The sequence below is a fragment of the Bacillus sp. BP-3 genome, assembly GCF_028401955.1.
Lineage (GTDB): Bacteria > Bacillota > Bacilli > Bacillales > Bacillaceae_G > Bacillus_A.
On record NZ_JAQOTJ010000013.1, the window covers coordinates 45,566 to 62,635 of the forward strand.

A 17,070-nucleotide genomic window follows, 5' to 3' on the forward strand; every position below is an offset into this window, starting at 1 on the left:
GATTGTATAGTATATACATACAATGGAGGGTGGTGCAGTTGCACTTTTGGAATAAATATGTAATTTCACTTGTGAATTTATCATAATTCAGAATATTTTGTCAATAAAAACTGTAACAAATAAAACGACACAATTAAGCGAACACTACGGTAAAAAACGCATGCATGTTTACCTAGGAGAAGATATTATGTTATTTTATTTTGAACTTGTCGTCATTTTGCTTTGTACGAAACTGGCCGGTGATATTAGCGTACGGATCGGACAACCATCTGTATTAGGAAAGTTAATTATCGGTATTGTGATTGGCCCGGCGATGCTTGGCATTATCAATAGCTCTGAGCTGATTGATGAATTAAGTGAAATTGGGGTATTGCTTCTTATGTTTATGGCTGGACTTGAAACAGATTTAGAGGAATTAAACCGTAATCTTACATCATCCTTTGCTGTAGCAATAGGGGGGATTATCTTCCCGTTTGTTGGCGGATATATTGGAGGTCTTTTATTTGGGATGGTGCAGGCGCATGCCATTTTTTTAGGGCTACTTCTTTGCGCTACGTCTGTTAGTATTTCCGTGCAAACATTACGAGATCTTGGGAAAATGAATACGAGAGAAAGCACAACGATTTTAGGGGCAGCTGTATTTGATGACGTGATCGTTGTCATCTTACTAGCATTTGTAATGAGTTTTCTCGGCACACAAGATGTGAATATAACGATCGTCATTGCGAAGAAAGTCATATTTTTTGTCACGATCTTTCTTATTAGCTGGAAAGGTGTTCCGTTTATTATGAAGGTGTTATCGCCGCTTCGTGTTTCAGAATCATTAATTAGTGCGGCGCTCATTATTTGTTTTTCCTTTGCTTATTACAGTGAAATGATGGGGATTGCCGGGATTATCGGAGCATTTGCTGCTGGAATTGCGATTTCGCAAACTACATATAAGCATGAAGTAGAGCATAAAGTTGAACCGATTGCCTATGCCATTTTTGTTCCAATCTTTTTCGTAAGTATTGGGATGGAAATTACGTTTCACGGATTAGGGAACCAAATATGGTTTATTGTCATTATGACTGTTATTGCTATCTTCACAAAATTAATCGGCTCAGGACTTGGTGCTCGGTTAACAGGATTTGATTTGCGTTCCTCCATTAGCATTGGAGCAGGAATGGTATCAAGAGGAGAAGTAGCACTCATTATTGCTTCAAACGGATTGACTGCTAATTTATTGGCGAAAGAAAGTTTTACATCGATTGTCATCGTTGTTATTTTGACGACGATTATTACGCCGCCTTTGTTAAAGAAGTATTTTGTGTGAGAGCAGTAAAAAGTCCCCTGTATTTGCGTTGCGGGGGACAATTTCTAATTGTTTATCTTATTCCTTACATTCTCTGCTTGAACGGCATATATGAAAGCTTACGCCATAACCATTCAAGTGGACCTGTGCCTATTGTTTTTATGAACCAATGAGCGATAATCATCATTGCGATGCTAATGCCGATCCAAGCTGCTAAAATGGCGTACACACTATGAACAGGAGCAAGGTTCAATCCCCAACTATAAAATAAAAGTGAGGCTAAGATGTTTTGAAACACGTAGCAGCTGAGTGCCGCTTTTCCGATTGTTTCAAAACGAGCAAGCAACCATTTCCACCAGCCTTTTTCAAGTAGCCAACCAAGCAAGCCGATATAGCCAAGTGATAGTATTGGAGCGAACAAATAGCGAACGGGTAAATCGAATAATTCACCTGGCACAAGGAGTAGCATGTTTAACGGCAAACCGAGCCCGAGCCCCCATTTTAACAGCTTCTTTCGGATGTGTCTGCCTTCTTCGTTTGGTGACATGGCACCGCTACGGAAAAGACGAATGCCCCCAATATAGAGTGTAATGTTCATAAACAGGATGAAAATGACTTCTGTGCGCAAAGTGGCAAAGTTATGTAAACGGTAAGCGATTTGTTCCTGGTAGCTTCCTTCTGTGTAGATATCTTTCACTTCACGAAATCCTTTAGCCATCTCGGTAACCAAATTTTCATCATGGAGGAGAGCAATCGAAAGAAGAGAAACAATGACTATCCCAATTACATGAATATAGGCAGAGACTTTCATCCAGCGGTTCATCACACTGTCTCGGCAGCGAATGATAAAAGCGACGATGATGCCAGTGAATGCATAGCTCATTAAAATGTCATATTCAAACACAAAAAGATAATGCAGTAATCCGTCTAAAAATAGAAGAGTCATTGTCCAAATATAAAATGGTAGCCACGGTAATCCGTCTCGCTGTGCTTTTCGGTATTTGAGTTCTAGCCCCATACCGAACATAATGGTTAGTAGTCCGAGCAACTTTCCGTTAACAAATACGGCTTGTAAGGCGGCAAAAAACGTCTCCAAACTGCCAACTCGTCCCCTAGCTGACATAAAGGAAAGAAAATCCCCTGGATTGGCAAACAGCCAAATATTCGTTCCAAGTGTGCCAATAATGGCAAATCCACGTAATACATCGAGCAAACGAATCCGCTTAGGTTGTTCCATAAACCCTCCTCATTTACGTCCGTGCGTGAATGTTTTGATAAGACGTATTTTATTGATATGTATGTGTACTGAAGTGAAAATAGTCATAGTGTGGAAGAGATGAAAAGCACGGACGATTTTATATGTGATAACTTATTTGTTTTTTGGAAAATTATAATACCTAATAGGTATGTCCTGTATATTTTTGAAGTAAATATAAGGTGAGTTTTAAATAAGGGGTCTCAAAATGTGGTTATTTAGTAATGATTTTATAAAAGTAGTTGTTTGTACAAATTTTTTGAGAGTTCATCCCCAAAAAGAATGTTTCTATTTTGGGGATGAACCATTAGTCAGAAATACAAATCTGGATGCTTTTCACCCTGCGATTTCATGATTCTTTGCAAGATGCTTTGTATATTGTTGTTTAGGAGTTGCAGCGGATTTAAAATGCGAAAATAAGTAACAGCCACTAATCACAATCACACTTCCGACGATTTGCATCCACGTCATTTGTTCTCCTAATAAGAGAAACGCTAAAATAGCAGTGAAAATCGGATTGAAATTCAAGAAGATACCAGCTGTAGTTGCCCCTAATTTTTGGACGCCGATATTCCAGAAAACCATACATAACACAGTTGAGATTACACCTGTGTATAGAATAGATCCTAAGAACGAAGCGTTTACATTTGAAATTGTGAAATCAGAGATATTAAAAGGGATCAATATGATGAGACCAAAGATACCAGAATATAAAGTAGACATCATCGGTGTCGTCTTTTTTGTTGCCCATCTACTGCAAACGGAATAGATGCCCCATACGCATACGGCTGCCATCATCCACCAATCACCGATATTAAAATGTAAGGAAAACAGTGCATCTATTTTACCTTTTGAAAGAACGAGCGTAACGCCAAAAAAGGAAATAATCATCGATGTGATTTGCCATATATTCATTTTTTCCTTTAAAAATAGTGCCGAACAAGCAGCGATAGAAATCGTATTTAACGTAGAAATAAGTCCAACATTTGTAGCAGATGTATGCTCTAACGCCCAAAATTGAAAAATGTTAAAGAATACAACGCCAGTAACCCCCATTAGAAATAAAGGGAGAATGGCCTCTTTCGGCGGGAATAGTTTCTTTTCCTTCAGCCAAACAACTGGGAAAAGACAAATGACGGCAATACCCCAGCGAAGAGTCGTAAGTGTCATCGGCGAAGCGTGCCCGACAAGAGATTTTCCCACGACAAAATTTCCGCCCCACAATAGGCTTGTGATGAGTAATAAAATAACATAAGGCATAATACGAGTTAGCTCCTTTTACAAGAAAGTTGGGCTTGCGCATTGCCCGTTAATGCAGGATAAAAAAAGCCACTGTGCACGGTGGTGTAATACATATACTTTAAACTATGTAAATTGTAGCATTTTTCTTGTTTGTCATATATATTATTTTGTATAATTATTAAAATTCGAAATAATATAAAGTGATTAATTTGTTTTACAGAATTTTATTCATTTTACGCGTGATTGTCATGTGTTTTCGTGAATAATCTTTTGTGATGAAAAGGGAGATTGGAAATGGAACAGTTAGATCATTTAGATGTCCAAATTTTAAATGTGTTGCAACAAGAAGGGCAGCTAAGTAACGCGGAGGTTGCACGCCGCGTTAATCTTTCGCCGCCAGCTACACATGCACGGGTGAAACGGTTAGAAAATGAAGGATTTATTAATCGGCAAGTAGCCATTTTAAATCAAGAGAAACTTGGCTTTGACTTACTATGCTTTATTTTTGTCAGCACAAATATTCATCAAGCGGAGAAGCTCGAAGTGTTGGAAAAGGCGATGCGCGAAATGCCAGAAGTATTGGAATGTCATTGTTTAACGGGGGAGTATGATTATATTTTAAAAGTGGTGCACCGCGATCGAAATGAACTGGAACGTTTTATTCGTAAACTAAATATGCTCGGCATTACGAGAATTCAAACGAGTTTGGCGCTGCGGGAGATTAAGTATTCTACTGTGTTACCCTTGTAGGGTGAAAAAGATGGCGGAGCTGCTTAGCTCCGCCAATTATACATGCGGACGAATCCACAGTTTTGCAAAGTCTGTCCATCCGAAAGAGTCGATGGTGACATTTTGCAAGGCAGATGGGAAACTTCTTCTTTTTAAGACATGGTAGTAAAAGACAAGAAGGTACTGGTCGCTAAGAAGTTTTTCGATATTAGATATGAAGTCATATCGTTTTTCTTTACTTGGCTCTGCTATAAAACGGTCAAGCATGCCCTCGATTTGCTCATGATAATGTGGATGCCTGAAGCGATGAACGAAGCAGCTTTTATTTTTAAAGATATGTACAAAAGCCATTTCAAGATTAGCGTCGAGTACTTCTCCAGTTAAAATGATATCGGCTTGCTTAGCAATCTCTTCGTTAAAGTAATCAGTGACTAGAAAAGGATGAAGCTGCAGATGTATACCGAGTGGTTCACATCGTTTTTGTAACCAGATTGCATCGCGCTCGCTCCCTTTAAACGCAAAGAAATAGATGTGTATCGTCTCTCCGTTATACGTACTTTGTTGCAGGTATTCTTTCGCTTTTGATAAAGATGTTTCTTTATGCATTGTTCGGCTTTTATCGGGAAAGAAGCTATAAGCCGGCATGGTACGATTATCACCAAGGTCTTGAATTAACGATAGGGGATCCATGATTTCTGCCCATGCTTTTCGGAAAAAGATATCATGCTGCGGGCCATGTTTTTGAAAGTTAAACGCTGCGTATATACAGCCGATTTCTTCTGTTTCTACTTCTTTTTCTTCGTTACACCCCATATTTGGTAATTCGTAATTTGTTTGTATTTTTGACTGCTCTGGAACAAACCAAAATTCAATCTGATCAAGAAGTGCCCGCTCTTTAAAATAATCTGGAAATGCTTCTAAAATAACATTATCTTCCGTAAAGCTTTTTATTTTAAATGGGCCTGTGCCGCTATATTGATGAGTTTGAATCGTTACATCGTGCGGTAAAATGGACAGTTGCACAGAGCTTACGTAATGTAGAAAAAAGCGATTTGGTTTTCGTAAATGAAAGATAACTTGCAGAGGAGATGGGTTTTCTATTTTCGCAATTCCCTCTGTTAACCAGTCAAAAGGAGAGTGAACGGTCTGCAATCTTTCGAAGGAGAAGATCACATCTTTTCCTGATAATGTTGTTCCGTGATGAAAGCGAACACCTTTACGTAAGTAGAATGTCCACGTAAGTTGATCATCGCTTACTTCCCAAGTATGTGCCAAATGCGGCTCGATTTCGTCAACTTTTTCGTTATATCTCACTAATGTATCAACGACTTGGCTAATCAAGTGACTTTCTGTTGTGACAGCAGCAAAAGCCGGATCAATGGGGAGTAATTTTCGGTTATATGGAATTTTGAGCACATCATACAGATCGCCTGAAGTTTTATATCCAAAATAAGTATTTAATCGTTCTTCTATTTTTTCACGGAGTAAGAAAGGAAGCGGTTCTTTCAATAATAAAAATGCCTCTTTTAATTTCTCATTTTTTAAAAGCTCTTCAACATGCGGTAAAATCGCTTCTCCGAACGTTTGCAGAAAGTAAATTTCCGTTTTATTCCCGCGACCTCTCCCTGGTATCCAGTTAATTAGTTTTTCTTCACTCATTTTTTTCAGTAAAATCTTCACATTTTTTGTACTGCAAAATAAAATAGCGGCCAGTTCTTGGAGACTATTTTGAATGTGTTGTTTAGTTGGAAAGGAAAGTCTTAGCCGAATATAGTGGTCCATAATTTTCATGTTATACAGCTCCTTTTTCTAAAAGGGGAAACTCTTCTGAATATTTTAACCTTTTTCTTCCTCTTTTTCAAAGTAAAATGAAGAAACAAGAAGGAGGGGGAAACAGATGGGATTTTGGTCAATGCATCGCAACATTAAAATTAGAATTATTACATCCTTTTTAACTCGGACAGTAGGAACGATGATTTTTCCATTTATGGCGATTTACTTCGCCATAAAATTAGGAGCAGCACTAGCAGGGTTCCTATTGTTATTGAATGTAATTGCGTCACTCATTGTGGGTTTATATGGCGGCTATATTGCCGATACATTAGGACGGAAAAAAGTTATGATTATTGGACAGGTAATTCAAGTAATCTCTATTGCATGTATGGGAGTTGCGAACTCAGATTATATAGATTCACCTTGGCTTACATTTGTATTTTTACTAATCAATAGCATCGGTTCTGGCTTGATGAACCCAGCAACAGAAGCAATGTTAATTGATGTAAGTACACCGGAAAATCGAAAAATGATGTACAGCATTAATTACTGGGCAATCAATTTATCGATTGCGATCGGTGCGATTTTCGGAGGACTTCTCTTTGAACACTATCGTTTTCAATTATTTATATTGCTGACAGGCATTGCCTTATTAACGCTGTATTTAATTACAGTTTATATGGAAGAAGTATATGTCGTTCAAAAGAAAGTAGAAAAGCAAAACGTATTAACAGATATGGTAAACAATTACCGAGTTGTCATGAAAGATAAGGCGTTTATCATATTGTGCTTAGGAAGTATATGTGCATTATCATTAGAATTTCAAATTAATAATTACATCGGCGTTCGTCTGCAAAAGGAATTTGAAACGATAACATTTTCATTCTGGAACGGAAATAATTTTGATTTAACAGGGATTCGGATGCTCAGCTGGATATCCACTGAAAATACCGTATTAGTTGTGTTATTTTCAGCGCTTATGGTGAAAATCATGAATCATTTTGATGACCGGAAAGTACTGTATGCAGGTTTATTTATCTATACAATTGGGTTTACGATATTTGGAGCTAGTAACAGTCTATGGATTTTATTACTGGCAGGTTTGTTCCAAACAATTGGAGAAATGATGTATGTGCCAGTAAGCCAATCGATTCGGGCAGATATGGCAAGGGACGATGCGAGAAGTTCTTATATGGCCATTACCAGCATGGTCTTTCAAATCGCAAAGATGGTTGGAACGCTCGGCATTATGATTGGTTCTGTTATTGCTTCCTGGGGAATGAGTATTTTATACTGCTTCATCGGAATAAGTAGTATTCTTTTATTTAAGAAAGCGGTAGATATGTATCACCTTCAAAGGGATAAAGTAGAGAAAATAGGGTAATGTGAAGGCTGCTTGTTTTGAGGACAAGTAGCTTTCTTAAAGAATAGGAGGTAATTGTAATGAAAATTAGTCCAAAAGAATTTTATAGTCGTAATACACATTATATGATTAGGTCTGCAGTGGAAGAAGACGCAAAAAATTTGTCTGAAGTGCGATTACAAATAGATGGTGAAACAGAAAACTTAGATAGAGAGAAAGGCGAAGCGTACATAGACGAAGCGGGTTTTAAAAGGATCATTAAAGAAGATACAGACAGTGTTAGTAATCTATTTTTAGTAGCTGAAGTAAGTGGAAGAATTGTAGGTTTTTCAAGGTGTGAAGGGAATAAATTGAAAAGAACATCCCATAAAGTAGAATTTGGCGTGTGCGTATTACAGGAATATTGGGGATACGGTATTGGAAAGAACTTCTTAGAAGAATCCATTACTTGGGCAGACTCCCATGACATTAAGAAAATCACTTTGAATGTTCTTGAAACGAATGAGAAAGCGAAAAGTCTTTATGAAAGATATGGTTTTGAAGTGGAAGGGATATTGAAAAATGACAAAGTTTTATCGGATGGGAATTACTATAATACGATTTTGATGGGGAGGTTTAATGGATAAAAAACGATATAAAATTTAGGGAGAATAAGAGCGTCTGGCCGTGCATGGAAGCGGTCAGGGCCTTTTTCTACCACGTGCGAGGTTTAAAACAAAGGGAGTGGGAGAATGTTTCCTGTTTTAGAAACAGAAAGATTAATCTTAAGAGAACTAATAGAAGATGATGCACAAGGGATATTGAATTGCTTTTCAAATGAAGATGTATTACGTTACTACGGACAAAATCCACTAACAGATTTAGAACAGGTGAAACATATCATTAAGAATTTTTCAAATAACTACAAAGAAAAACGCGGGATAAAATGGGGAATTGAAAGAAAAGGGATAGAAGGAATGATTGGAACGATTGGATTTCATGACTGGTCTACCGAACATAAGAGAGCTGAAATCGCTTATGCATTTTTACCTGAATACTGGAGAAATGGGTATGCCACTGAAGCTGTTAAAAAAGTTACAACATATGGATTTCATGAGCTACATTTAACGCGGATTGGAGCAGTTGTTTTTACAGAGAATAAAGCATCTAATGTGTTATTAACAAAGTTAGGCTTTCAAGAAGAAGGCGTTCTTCGAAATTATATGTATCAAAATAATGTTGCGTATGATACGAATGTTTATTCCTTACTTCCAACTATCGAATTTACTCAAAACTAATTTTATCGGTGATTCAACATGAAGATAGTCGGATCATATTAAAAAGGAGCTGATTTCAGCTCCTTTTTAATTGAGGTATATCTTGCATTACAAGTTAGTTTATGGTATTTTATGGTTGTAACACTTGCATTGCAAGTTATTAGTCTAATTATTTACCTTGTATTACAAGGTATTAAGAAGTATGTACGAAAAAAGGAGAGAGACAATGGCTGATTCAACGCAAATGCTAAAGGGCATTTTGGAAGGCTGTATTCTAGCCATTATTCAAGAAGGAGAAATATACGGTTATGAATTAACAGAGAAATTACATAGTTATGGGTTTCACTCCTTTAGTGAAGGGACCATTTATCCTTTATTATTACGTATGCAAAAAGAAGGTTTACTAACAAGTGTGTTAAGGGAGTCAACTGCTGGCCCAAAACGAAAGTACTATCTTTTAACAGAATTAGGGGAGAAGGAATTGGATAGTTTTAAAGAGCGGTGGAACGATTTAAAACTATCTGTTGAAAACGTGATAAAGTGAAACTTCCATCGGTGGGGGGTTCTTCATCCCCCACCGATGGTTAGTTGAACCAATCGGGCTTTTATGGACATTTATCTCCCACCTATCTTCTTCGCTTCTGTTTCAGTCTTGAGGTGGGAGTCTTACTGCCCGTTAATGCGGGATAAATAAAGGGGGACAATAACATGTTATCTACGAAGTCGGAACAGTTCTTAATTGAACTGAGAATGTATTTATTGCAGCGGGGTAAGAAAGATGAGGATATCAATGAAATTGTCGACGAATTAGAAATTCACTTAACAGAAGCTGAAAAAAGAGGGCAGAGTGTAGATCATATTATTGGGGAAAGTCGTAAGCAGCACATGAAGAATATCGGAAAAGAATTGCCTGTAGATAAAGAAGGATTAATGAAACTCATTCCAGCAGCGATTTTGGTTATTATCGCTTATATGGCCTTTCCTCCAGCCATTAAGGGACAATTTAAAATTTCACAAAATATATTGTTATTTGGATCATTACCGTTATTTTTAACCTTTGCTGTATTCGCAATTACTTTATTGAAAGGTATTCCTAAAGTATATCCATCTACAAAAAAGTCGCTATTTCTAATGTTACTAGCTAATTGTATTACTATTGGTGGCTGGTTAGTATTCTATTTTTGGATGGATGGAAAAATGGATGCAAATTATTTTGTGGCAACTCCAACGCAAAACTATATAATTGCTGCCGTATGTATGCTACTTTTTGTTCTTTTTGCACTGTATACAAAATCTTGGATTACAATTTTTGCAGTATTTACACTATGTATTGGTCCAATCGCAGAGCGAATTATTCCAAGTGAAATAAATAAAGACCCGCGGTATATTACAGCAACTATTATTGTCTGTGTTGTCATAGGTGTGTTTTTAGCAATCTATTTCTATAGGAAAGCGAAAAATCATCAAGTTATTGAATAGGATCAATAGAAAGAATCCATTTTAATCAAAATGGATTCTTTCTATTTCAGTAAAATAACCCCGAAAAAGAAGACAAATTGTATAAAAGTCACTAAATATATAAACGTCATAAAAACCCGTTTTCGCTCCGTAACTGAAACTGGATACAATGCTACAATACTATTTCCCGAAAAATAATTCCAAAGGGCGCGGAGTTGTAAAAATGATATGTATAGGAAACATACCGCGGTGATTCCTTTTCCGATCAAGCTGGGAATGTAGTAAGAAATAAATCCTCCTACTAAAGTTAATCGTATATACATACCGAAGTAATCATTAGTACGTACAAAGGATAAACTATATAAATATAAAAAAGGAGATCGTTTTTTATATAGGATCCGTTCCATCCAAGTGGTGAGCCATTTTCTTTGTTTGACTTGCTGTTTGATTTGCGGTACATCTGTAAAGAAATGAACAAATTGATAAAAGCGCATGTCCATTTTTTCTTCTTGCTCTATGAAATATTCCCAATGGATGTGCCGCTTTTGTTTGTTCATCGTATATAAAAATAAGAGCGCTATGACAAGGAGTATACTTCCCACAATCATAATTGAAGTGAATTGAAACATTGTATATGTAATGGCTGCATTGCAGAATATCCGAATAAGCAACCAGTATGAAGCAATTTCTGTATTTAGATATGTCCAATGTATGTACATGTTCCACCACTTTATGAAAGCAAGGATGATAAAAGCTCCGCCTAAAAAAGCAGGTGTTGTATGTAATGATTGTCCGGCAAGCGGTGTAATGATGAGTACCGCACATAATAAGGGAAAGAGTTGAATGAGATAACTATATAAAAGAGAACGCTTAAAGTAATAGGTTAGTTTTTCTTCTATCGGCAATAGATATAGCATATCCGGCTTTTGTAAAAATGTTCGAATGGGGCAGCGAGTGAGTATCACCGTAAGTAAAATCGTCACAATGGTTAAGGCAACAGACTCAGATGGAAAGGAACGAAGAAATTTTGCATAATAATAGCTCCCCACACAAAGAACTAGTAGTGAGCTATAGATAAGTCCGCTTGCAATGCGGGCAAAGTACATCACAATTTTTTGCAGATGTTTCTGGAAGCGGCTTGTCCAAAGTGTTTCGATTGTCAATGAAATCACCTCCTTCCTTCATTATAAACTTAAGAGTGCTCCTCGTACTACCTGTTAATGCAGATATAGTTCTATGTGAAACAAAAAGTGACCTGTACTTTGAAACCTCGTATTTTCACACTGCACGTTGCAAAAAAGGGCCCTGACCGCTACCACACATGGCCAGATCCTCTCGCCCGCCTACAATAAGTTTTACGTAAATAAAAAAAGCAAGCTACCTTTTAGGCAACTTGCTCGTTTTGCTTCGCCTTCTTCTCATCGCGTTTCATTAATGGATAGAATGCAAATCCGACGACAAATAATCCAATACCAAGCAGGAATGTTTTCATATCAGAAGATCCGGTTTTAATAACCCATAGTGCATAAATGAGTGCAATCGCCGCAATGATTCCATCGATGATACGAGAACCTTTTTGATTTTCGTATGTTTCACCTGTCATCACGAGTTTCAGCTGGAAGATTGGTGAAACGAGATATGGAATTAAGTAGGCTAGTGTTGAAACGGTAATCACAAATGTATACGCCTCGGCAATTGTCCCGGATAGTGTTGAGAATAGGAACACTTGCGACATAATATTTGTTATACGAAGCGAATGAATCGGACTTCCTTTTTTATTTGTTTTTGTAAAGAAAGAGGGGAAGAACCCTTCTTTTGCTGCTTGATACGGTACTTCTGAGCTTAATAAAACCCAGCCAAGAATAGAACCAAATAAAGAAGTAAGTGCAAGCAGCGCCATTAATTTTCCGCCGCCATGTCCCATTGCTGCAGATAAGGCATCTGCTAATGGTCGTTCAGATGCTTGAAGCTTATCGATATGAAGAACGCCCATTGTTAAGATTGTAATTCCTAAGTAAATTCCAACAGTTAACAATAAACCAGCAACAGTTGCGTGTTTTACTGTTTTTGGTGAAACAGCACGGTTTGATAATAAGACAGCTGACTCGATGCCGATAAAGGCCCAAAGTGTTGTTAAGGCAGCTAAGTTTACTTGTGATAATAGTCCGTGTGAAATGCCTTCTTTATCAATAATCGGTGTATACCATTGTCCAAGTTTAGATGCTTGGAAGGCGAATAAAGTAACAACGATGAAAAGCAGGAATCCTGTTACTTTCGTTGTTGTTGCTAGGAAGTTTAGTTTCCCAGCACCGCTTATACCGTTCGTTAAAATCATGTGTGTTCCCCATAGTAACAGGGTACAAATAGAGAACGTAATTAGTTTTCCGACTGCAATGTCGAACGTTCCGACTGAAAATAATACACGTGTATCTTTCATAATTGGGAAAAAGAGTGATAAATAACCAGCAAATGATGTAATGATAGCTACGTTACTTGCCCAGTTTGCAACCCAGTAGCCCCATACGATGCTAAAACCTGCCATTTTCTTCGTTTTTTGTTTAGAAAACAGTGCATAAGCATGACTTTGCGGCCCTGTTGTTAAATCAGGACGACGAATTGCTAAATTACCGAAAACAAGTGCTAGCATTAACACGCCAAACCCTGTTGTTAACCAAGCTAAAGTAACACCAAGAGGGCTAGCTGTTTGTGCTAATGTACTCGGAACCATGAAAATACCAGCTCCGACCATATTTCCAACTACAAATGCAGTGAGTACCCAAAAGCCCCATTTTTTTTGTTGCATAGAAATTACCTCCAAAATTAGTATAACCAAGTCAAGCGAGGAGATATGTATGTGTTTGAAGTTCCAAACAAAACAAAAAAGCGCGTATATGTTCACGCGCTTCTCAATCTTATTAAGAAACCCACGGACATATCTCTCGATAGCTCTCCACAAGCAAACAGCTTGTGACAGTCCTGCACTTATTCAATGCAGACCCAGCAAAAAAGCATTGTGGACACTTCTTGCTTCGGCAATTATTCCTTTTTGATTTGTTCAGCGATGCCACACATCTCCCAAATCATACTATTAATAATTGCAACCTCTACCTCACCGAGATACGAATGAGGATTTATATATAAAGTTAACATAACCAAGGGTAACAAATGGATTTTTATTCGTCAATGCAAATCGATATAATCGGATGATTGTGAGAATAGAGTATGTTTGAAATAATGAAACAACTTTCGGATTTGTAACATATAATATGTATATAAAAAGAGGCGAAAGTGCATCTTTTATTATGAAGAGCACTTTATTTGAGAGGGATAATCGGATGGAGAGCTGGTTTAAGAGAAACTGCTTTATATGCGGAAAGGGAATGGATACGCGTGAAAAACCGGATCCAATAGAGGAGTTGAAAAAACAAAATGAAGAGCTCGCAGCTTCTTTAGAACAATGCATGAAGTTACTTTATAACATACAACGGAATATAAGTAAAAAAGCAGAAAAGGGTGCATTGCCTTCTCATTTTTCGTTAGGAGATAAGATAGAAGTATTTGAAGGAGAAACAAGTATAGAAGGCATCTTTATTGAGTGTACAAATGAATGGTTATATTGGATTAACGTAGATTATGACTTAACCATTAGTCATATAAACAGTGTAAAACGTATTATAAAAAAAGAGTCTATTCAAAAAGGATTTCTCTAACTCTTTTTGATATAGACCCAGTGTTTTACTGTGAGAGGGTTAAACACTTTGGAAATTATTAGGAAACTTTGCGAATGCTAATTGTATCTAAGCTTGTAACGTTGATATTTGCGTGACTATCAACCCAAACTAAGAAGTTGTTGTTGTCTATGCGGATGAAAACACCTCTGCCGTCAATTTCACGACCTGCTGAAAATACGCGAATTTTGTCGCCTTCTACTAAACCATTTAATGTGATTGCCAATAAGACCGCCTCCTCTCTATCAGAAGTTAATATATATATATGAAAAAGGTAGAGAATGTGTGCGGGGATAATGCAGTACTAGCAACTATTTTTATAGAGTTACATTAAATTCCATAATGTATTTTCTTACGAATATCGTTTACTTCCGTTAACCTTAACAGAGTTATCAGTCATATAAACAGTGTAAAACGTATAATAAAAAGAGCCTATTCAAAAAGGATTTCTCTAACTCCTTTTGATATAGACTCAGTGTCTTTTATGAAAAAATAAAACAATTTTATAGGTAATTAGGAAACTTTACGAATACTAATTGTATTTAAGCTTGTAATATTGATATTTGCATGATTATCAACCCAAATTAAGAAGTTGTTGTTGTCTATGCGAAGGAAAACACCTTCACCGTCGATTTCACGACCTGCTGAAAACACACGGATTTTGTCGCCTTCTCTTAACCCATTTAATGTGATTGCCATAAGACCGCCTCCTCTCTATCAGAAGTTAATATATATATATGAAAGTGATAGAGAGTGTGTGCGGGGGAAATATAGTTCCGTTAACTATTTTTAAAAAAATATAAAGGGAAGTAGAAACTATTTCCTACTTCCCTTTATAAGTAAATTTCTTTTGATTTTTTAACCTATAAGTCAAACGAATATTAAACCTCGCCCGTGGCAGAAAAAGGCCCTGACAGGGGTTCTCGCCCATCTAAAAAGTGGTTTTTGATGTCGTTACATCAAATTCAATACTGTTACTTTCTCGCGCGTCATCGATTCAAGGCTTCTACGAATACCTTGTGCGCCCATACCAGAACCTTTTACACCGATGAATGGGAAGTGATCTGGGCCGCGTTCCGTGCGGCCGTTAATTTGCACAGAGCCTGCTTCGATTTTGTTTGCAATGTGAAATGCTTTGTTAATATCTTTTGTAAATACACTTGCTTGTAAACCAAAATCAGACTTGTTGGCAATTTCAATTGCTTGTTCGTCAGAAGTAACGCGAATGACTGGGAGAATCGGACCAAATGGCTCTTCCCAAGCGACTTTCATATCTTCTGTGACGTGATCAAGAAGTGTTGGGTAGATTAAGTTACGCTCACGTTTGTTGCCGATGATAACAGTTGCACCTTTTTGAATTGCATCGTCTACTAAGCTTTGAACGAAATCCGCAGATTTGTCATCGATTAGTGGGACGATCGTGCTGTCTTGTTCCGGAGAACCAACAGATAGCTTTGTAATTTCTTCTTGTAATAAGCGAACGAGTTCATCTGCTACATGTTCATGTACAAGGACGCGTTTAATCGCTGTGCATCGTTGGCCAGAGTAAGAGAATGCCCCACTAATGATATGTTTGGCAGCTTCTTGTAGGTCTGCGTCTTCGCGTACAATACCAGGGTCTTTTCCGCCAAGTTCAAGGACAAGTGGAATCATAGCTGCTTTTTTCGCTAAATGTGTACCTGTATGTGTACCACCTGTGAACGATACCATATCGATGCCAGAATGCTCTACTAAATAATCACCAATGACAGAACCGCGGCCTGTTACTACGTTAACAAGTCCTTTTGGAAGGCCTGCTTTATGCAAGGCTTCAATCATTTTAATACCGCTAATTGCACCTTGTGTAGCTGGCTTAAAGATAACAGCGTTTCCTGTAATAAGAGCCGGTGCAAGCTTAGCAGCTGCTAAGTTGACAGGGTAGTTAAATGGTGAGATTGCAAGAACGATGCCAAGTGGAGCGCGCTGAATAATCGCAAGTTTAGATTTAGCGCCGCCAGGGAAGCTATCGCCCATCATACTTTCACCATGCATATGCATAGCCTCATCTACTGTGTAACGAATGAAATCAGCTGTACGAACAACTTCTTTTTGGGCATCTTTATACCCTTTGCCGACTTCTTTCATGATGATGTCAGCAATTTCATCTTGCATATTCACGAGCTCATCAGCCCATTTATATAAGTACTGTGCACGATCTTGAAGAGATGCTTCGGCCCAGTCTTTTTGCGCTTCTTTCGCCAATTGAATCGCTTCATCTACCTCTGTGCGAGTAATGGCTTGTACTTGTCCGATTACTTCATGAAGATATGGAGATGAAATATCGATTGTTTGCCCTGACGAGCTTTCTTTCCATTCTCCGTTTATATAAAACTTATACGTCTTGCTAGTTTGCATAGTAAGTCCTCCTAAAAATTAGTGACTTGTAAGAGTGAGTATATGGTGATTGTAGGGGGTTTGAAAAAAAAATTCAAATGAAATGTTTGTGAATCTATTTTTGGCACGGTTTTTGCATTCGCTTTCTTTGTTGTAAAATAAGGCTATATTAAAGAATTATGTTGATAGTAATAAATACAGGGAAAAGACCAAGATTTGGTCCTTTTCCTGTATTTATTACTAACTGATTACTTGTTTTGCTAACGAAATATCAGTATTAAAAAATTCTGAGTAGTCCTGTAAATGATAATCAGCTAAATCACTTTGACCTTGAAAAATGCACGTTAAAATTCCCAATTCTTTTGCGAGTAATAAATCTAATTCTCTATCCCAAGTAACGAAATCGATTCTGTGTTTTGTGTGTAAATGAAGATATGCTGATGGATTGGGTTTACGAGGAAAACCATTGTCAATAGTTATCATATCAACAAAGTATTTATCCCATCCGTATTATGTTAAGGTGGCTAAACTCCCGTTCCTATGATTATGGGTCATAATTACATTTTTATTTAACAGAGCCTAAAATAAAAAAACAATTG

16 protein-coding genes, 1 pseudogene and 1 riboswitch are annotated in these 17,070 nt (G+C 37.3%); of the genes and pseudogenes, 8 read left to right on the top strand and 9 right to left on the bottom strand.

The window, feature by feature from the left end:
- Positions 1 to 160: 160 nt before the first annotated feature.
- Positions 161 to 1,315 (top strand): cation:proton antiporter, encoded by a 1,155-nt coding sequence (locus PLX19_RS18780; protein WP_429756195.1) that lies wholly within the window; start codon positions 161 to 163, stop codon positions 1,313 to 1,315.
- Between the two features lie 64 nt (positions 1,316 to 1,379).
- Here the strand turns inward: PLX19_RS18780 and PLX19_RS18785 are convergent, their stop codons facing one another.
- Both PLX19_RS18785 and PLX19_RS18790 read right to left on the bottom strand, forming a co-directional pair.
- Positions 1,380 to 2,531 carry a DUF418 domain-containing protein gene (locus PLX19_RS18785; protein ID WP_272190290.1) on the bottom strand — a complete coding sequence of 384 codons (1,152 nt, stop codon included), beginning with the start codon at positions 2,529 to 2,531 and terminating at the stop codon, positions 1,380 to 1,382.
- A 354-nt stretch (positions 2,532 to 2,885) separates the two neighbouring features.
- Entirely contained in the window at positions 2,886 to 3,809 is a 924-nt protein-coding gene (locus PLX19_RS18790; RefSeq protein ID WP_272190291.1) for a DMT family transporter, read from the bottom strand.
- Between the two features lie 276 nt (positions 3,810 to 4,085).
- Here PLX19_RS18790 and PLX19_RS18795 point away from each other — a divergent pair, with 276 nt between their 5' ends.
- Positions 4,086 to 4,541, top strand: coding sequence for an Lrp/AsnC family transcriptional regulator (locus tag PLX19_RS18795; RefSeq protein WP_272190292.1), 456 nt, complete (start codon positions 4,086 to 4,088; stop codon positions 4,539 to 4,541).
- 36 nt (positions 4,542 to 4,577) lie between these two features.
- Here the strand turns inward: PLX19_RS18795 and PLX19_RS18800 are convergent, their stop codons facing one another.
- Positions 4,578 to 6,311: an SgrR family transcriptional regulator gene (locus PLX19_RS18800; protein ID WP_272190293.1), complete on the bottom strand. Its 1,734-nt coding sequence runs from the start codon at positions 6,309 to 6,311 to the stop codon at positions 4,578 to 4,580.
- Positions 6,312 to 6,417: 106 nt separating this feature from the next.
- Here PLX19_RS18800 and PLX19_RS18805 point away from each other — a divergent pair, with 106 nt between their 5' ends.
- From PLX19_RS18805 to PLX19_RS18825, 5 genes are all read left to right on the top strand, one after another.
- Complete coding sequence (locus PLX19_RS18805) at positions 6,418 to 7,677, top strand: MDR family MFS transporter (protein ID WP_272190294.1); 1,260 nt, start codon at positions 6,418 to 6,420, stop codon at positions 7,675 to 7,677.
- Positions 7,678 to 7,736: 59 nt separating this feature from the next.
- Entirely contained in the window at positions 7,737 to 8,282 is a 546-nt protein-coding gene (locus tag PLX19_RS18810) for a GNAT family N-acetyltransferase (RefSeq protein WP_272190295.1), read from the top strand.
- Between the two features lie 105 nt (positions 8,283 to 8,387).
- Positions 8,388 to 8,933: a GNAT family N-acetyltransferase gene (locus PLX19_RS18815; RefSeq protein ID WP_272190297.1), complete on the top strand. Its 546-nt coding sequence runs from the start codon at positions 8,388 to 8,390 to the stop codon at positions 8,931 to 8,933.
- 205 nt (positions 8,934 to 9,138) lie between these two features.
- Complete coding sequence (locus PLX19_RS18820) at positions 9,139 to 9,456, top strand: PadR family transcriptional regulator (protein WP_272190299.1); 318 nt, start codon at positions 9,139 to 9,141, stop codon at positions 9,454 to 9,456.
- 164 nt (positions 9,457 to 9,620) lie between these two features.
- Positions 9,621 to 10,391 carry an NADH dehydrogenase subunit gene (locus PLX19_RS18825; protein ID WP_272190300.1) on the top strand — a complete coding sequence of 257 codons (771 nt, stop codon included), beginning with the start codon at positions 9,621 to 9,623 and terminating at the stop codon, positions 10,389 to 10,391.
- Between the two features lie 41 nt (positions 10,392 to 10,432).
- On the opposite strand, the gene PLX19_RS18830 is transcribed toward PLX19_RS18825, so the two are convergent.
- Positions 10,433 to 11,533, bottom strand: coding sequence for an ABC transporter permease (locus PLX19_RS18830; RefSeq protein WP_272190301.1), 1,101 nt, complete (start codon positions 11,531 to 11,533; stop codon positions 10,433 to 10,435).
- Positions 11,534 to 11,754: 221 nt separating this feature from the next.
- A complete protein-coding gene (locus PLX19_RS18835) occupies positions 11,755 to 13,173 on the bottom strand; it encodes an amino acid permease (RefSeq protein ID WP_272190302.1) in 1,419 nt (472 codons plus the stop codon).
- Between the two features lie 132 nt (positions 13,174 to 13,305).
- Positions 13,306 to 13,485: riboswitch (Lysine riboswitch) on the bottom strand.
- A 220-nt stretch (positions 13,486 to 13,705) separates the two neighbouring features.
- Here PLX19_RS18835 and PLX19_RS18840 point away from each other — a divergent pair.
- A complete protein-coding gene (locus PLX19_RS18840) occupies positions 13,706 to 14,080 on the top strand; it encodes a hypothetical protein (RefSeq protein WP_272190303.1) in 375 nt (124 codons plus the stop codon).
- 58 nt (positions 14,081 to 14,138) lie between these two features.
- Here PLX19_RS18840 and PLX19_RS18845 read toward each other — a convergent pair whose 3' ends face one another.
- The 4 genes and pseudogenes from PLX19_RS18845 to PLX19_RS18860 all read right to left on the bottom strand — a co-directional run.
- On the bottom strand, positions 14,139 to 14,324 hold the full coding sequence (locus PLX19_RS18845) for a hypothetical protein (protein ID WP_272190304.1): 186 nt from the start codon (positions 14,322 to 14,324) through the stop codon (positions 14,139 to 14,141).
- Positions 14,325 to 14,611: 287 nt separating this feature from the next.
- Positions 14,612 to 14,797: a hypothetical protein gene (locus PLX19_RS18850; RefSeq protein WP_272190305.1), complete on the bottom strand. Its 186-nt coding sequence runs from the start codon at positions 14,795 to 14,797 to the stop codon at positions 14,612 to 14,614.
- Positions 14,798 to 15,052: 255 nt separating this feature from the next.
- Positions 15,053 to 16,492: an NADP-dependent glyceraldehyde-3-phosphate dehydrogenase gene (locus PLX19_RS18855; protein WP_272190306.1), complete on the bottom strand. Its 1,440-nt coding sequence runs from the start codon at positions 16,490 to 16,492 to the stop codon at positions 15,053 to 15,055.
- A gap of 219 nt (positions 16,493 to 16,711) precedes the next feature.
- A pseudogene (locus PLX19_RS18860) lies at positions 16,712 to 17,041 on the bottom strand (HAD family hydrolase); the annotation flags it as partial.
- Between the last annotated feature and the right edge of the window lie 29 nt (positions 17,042 to 17,070).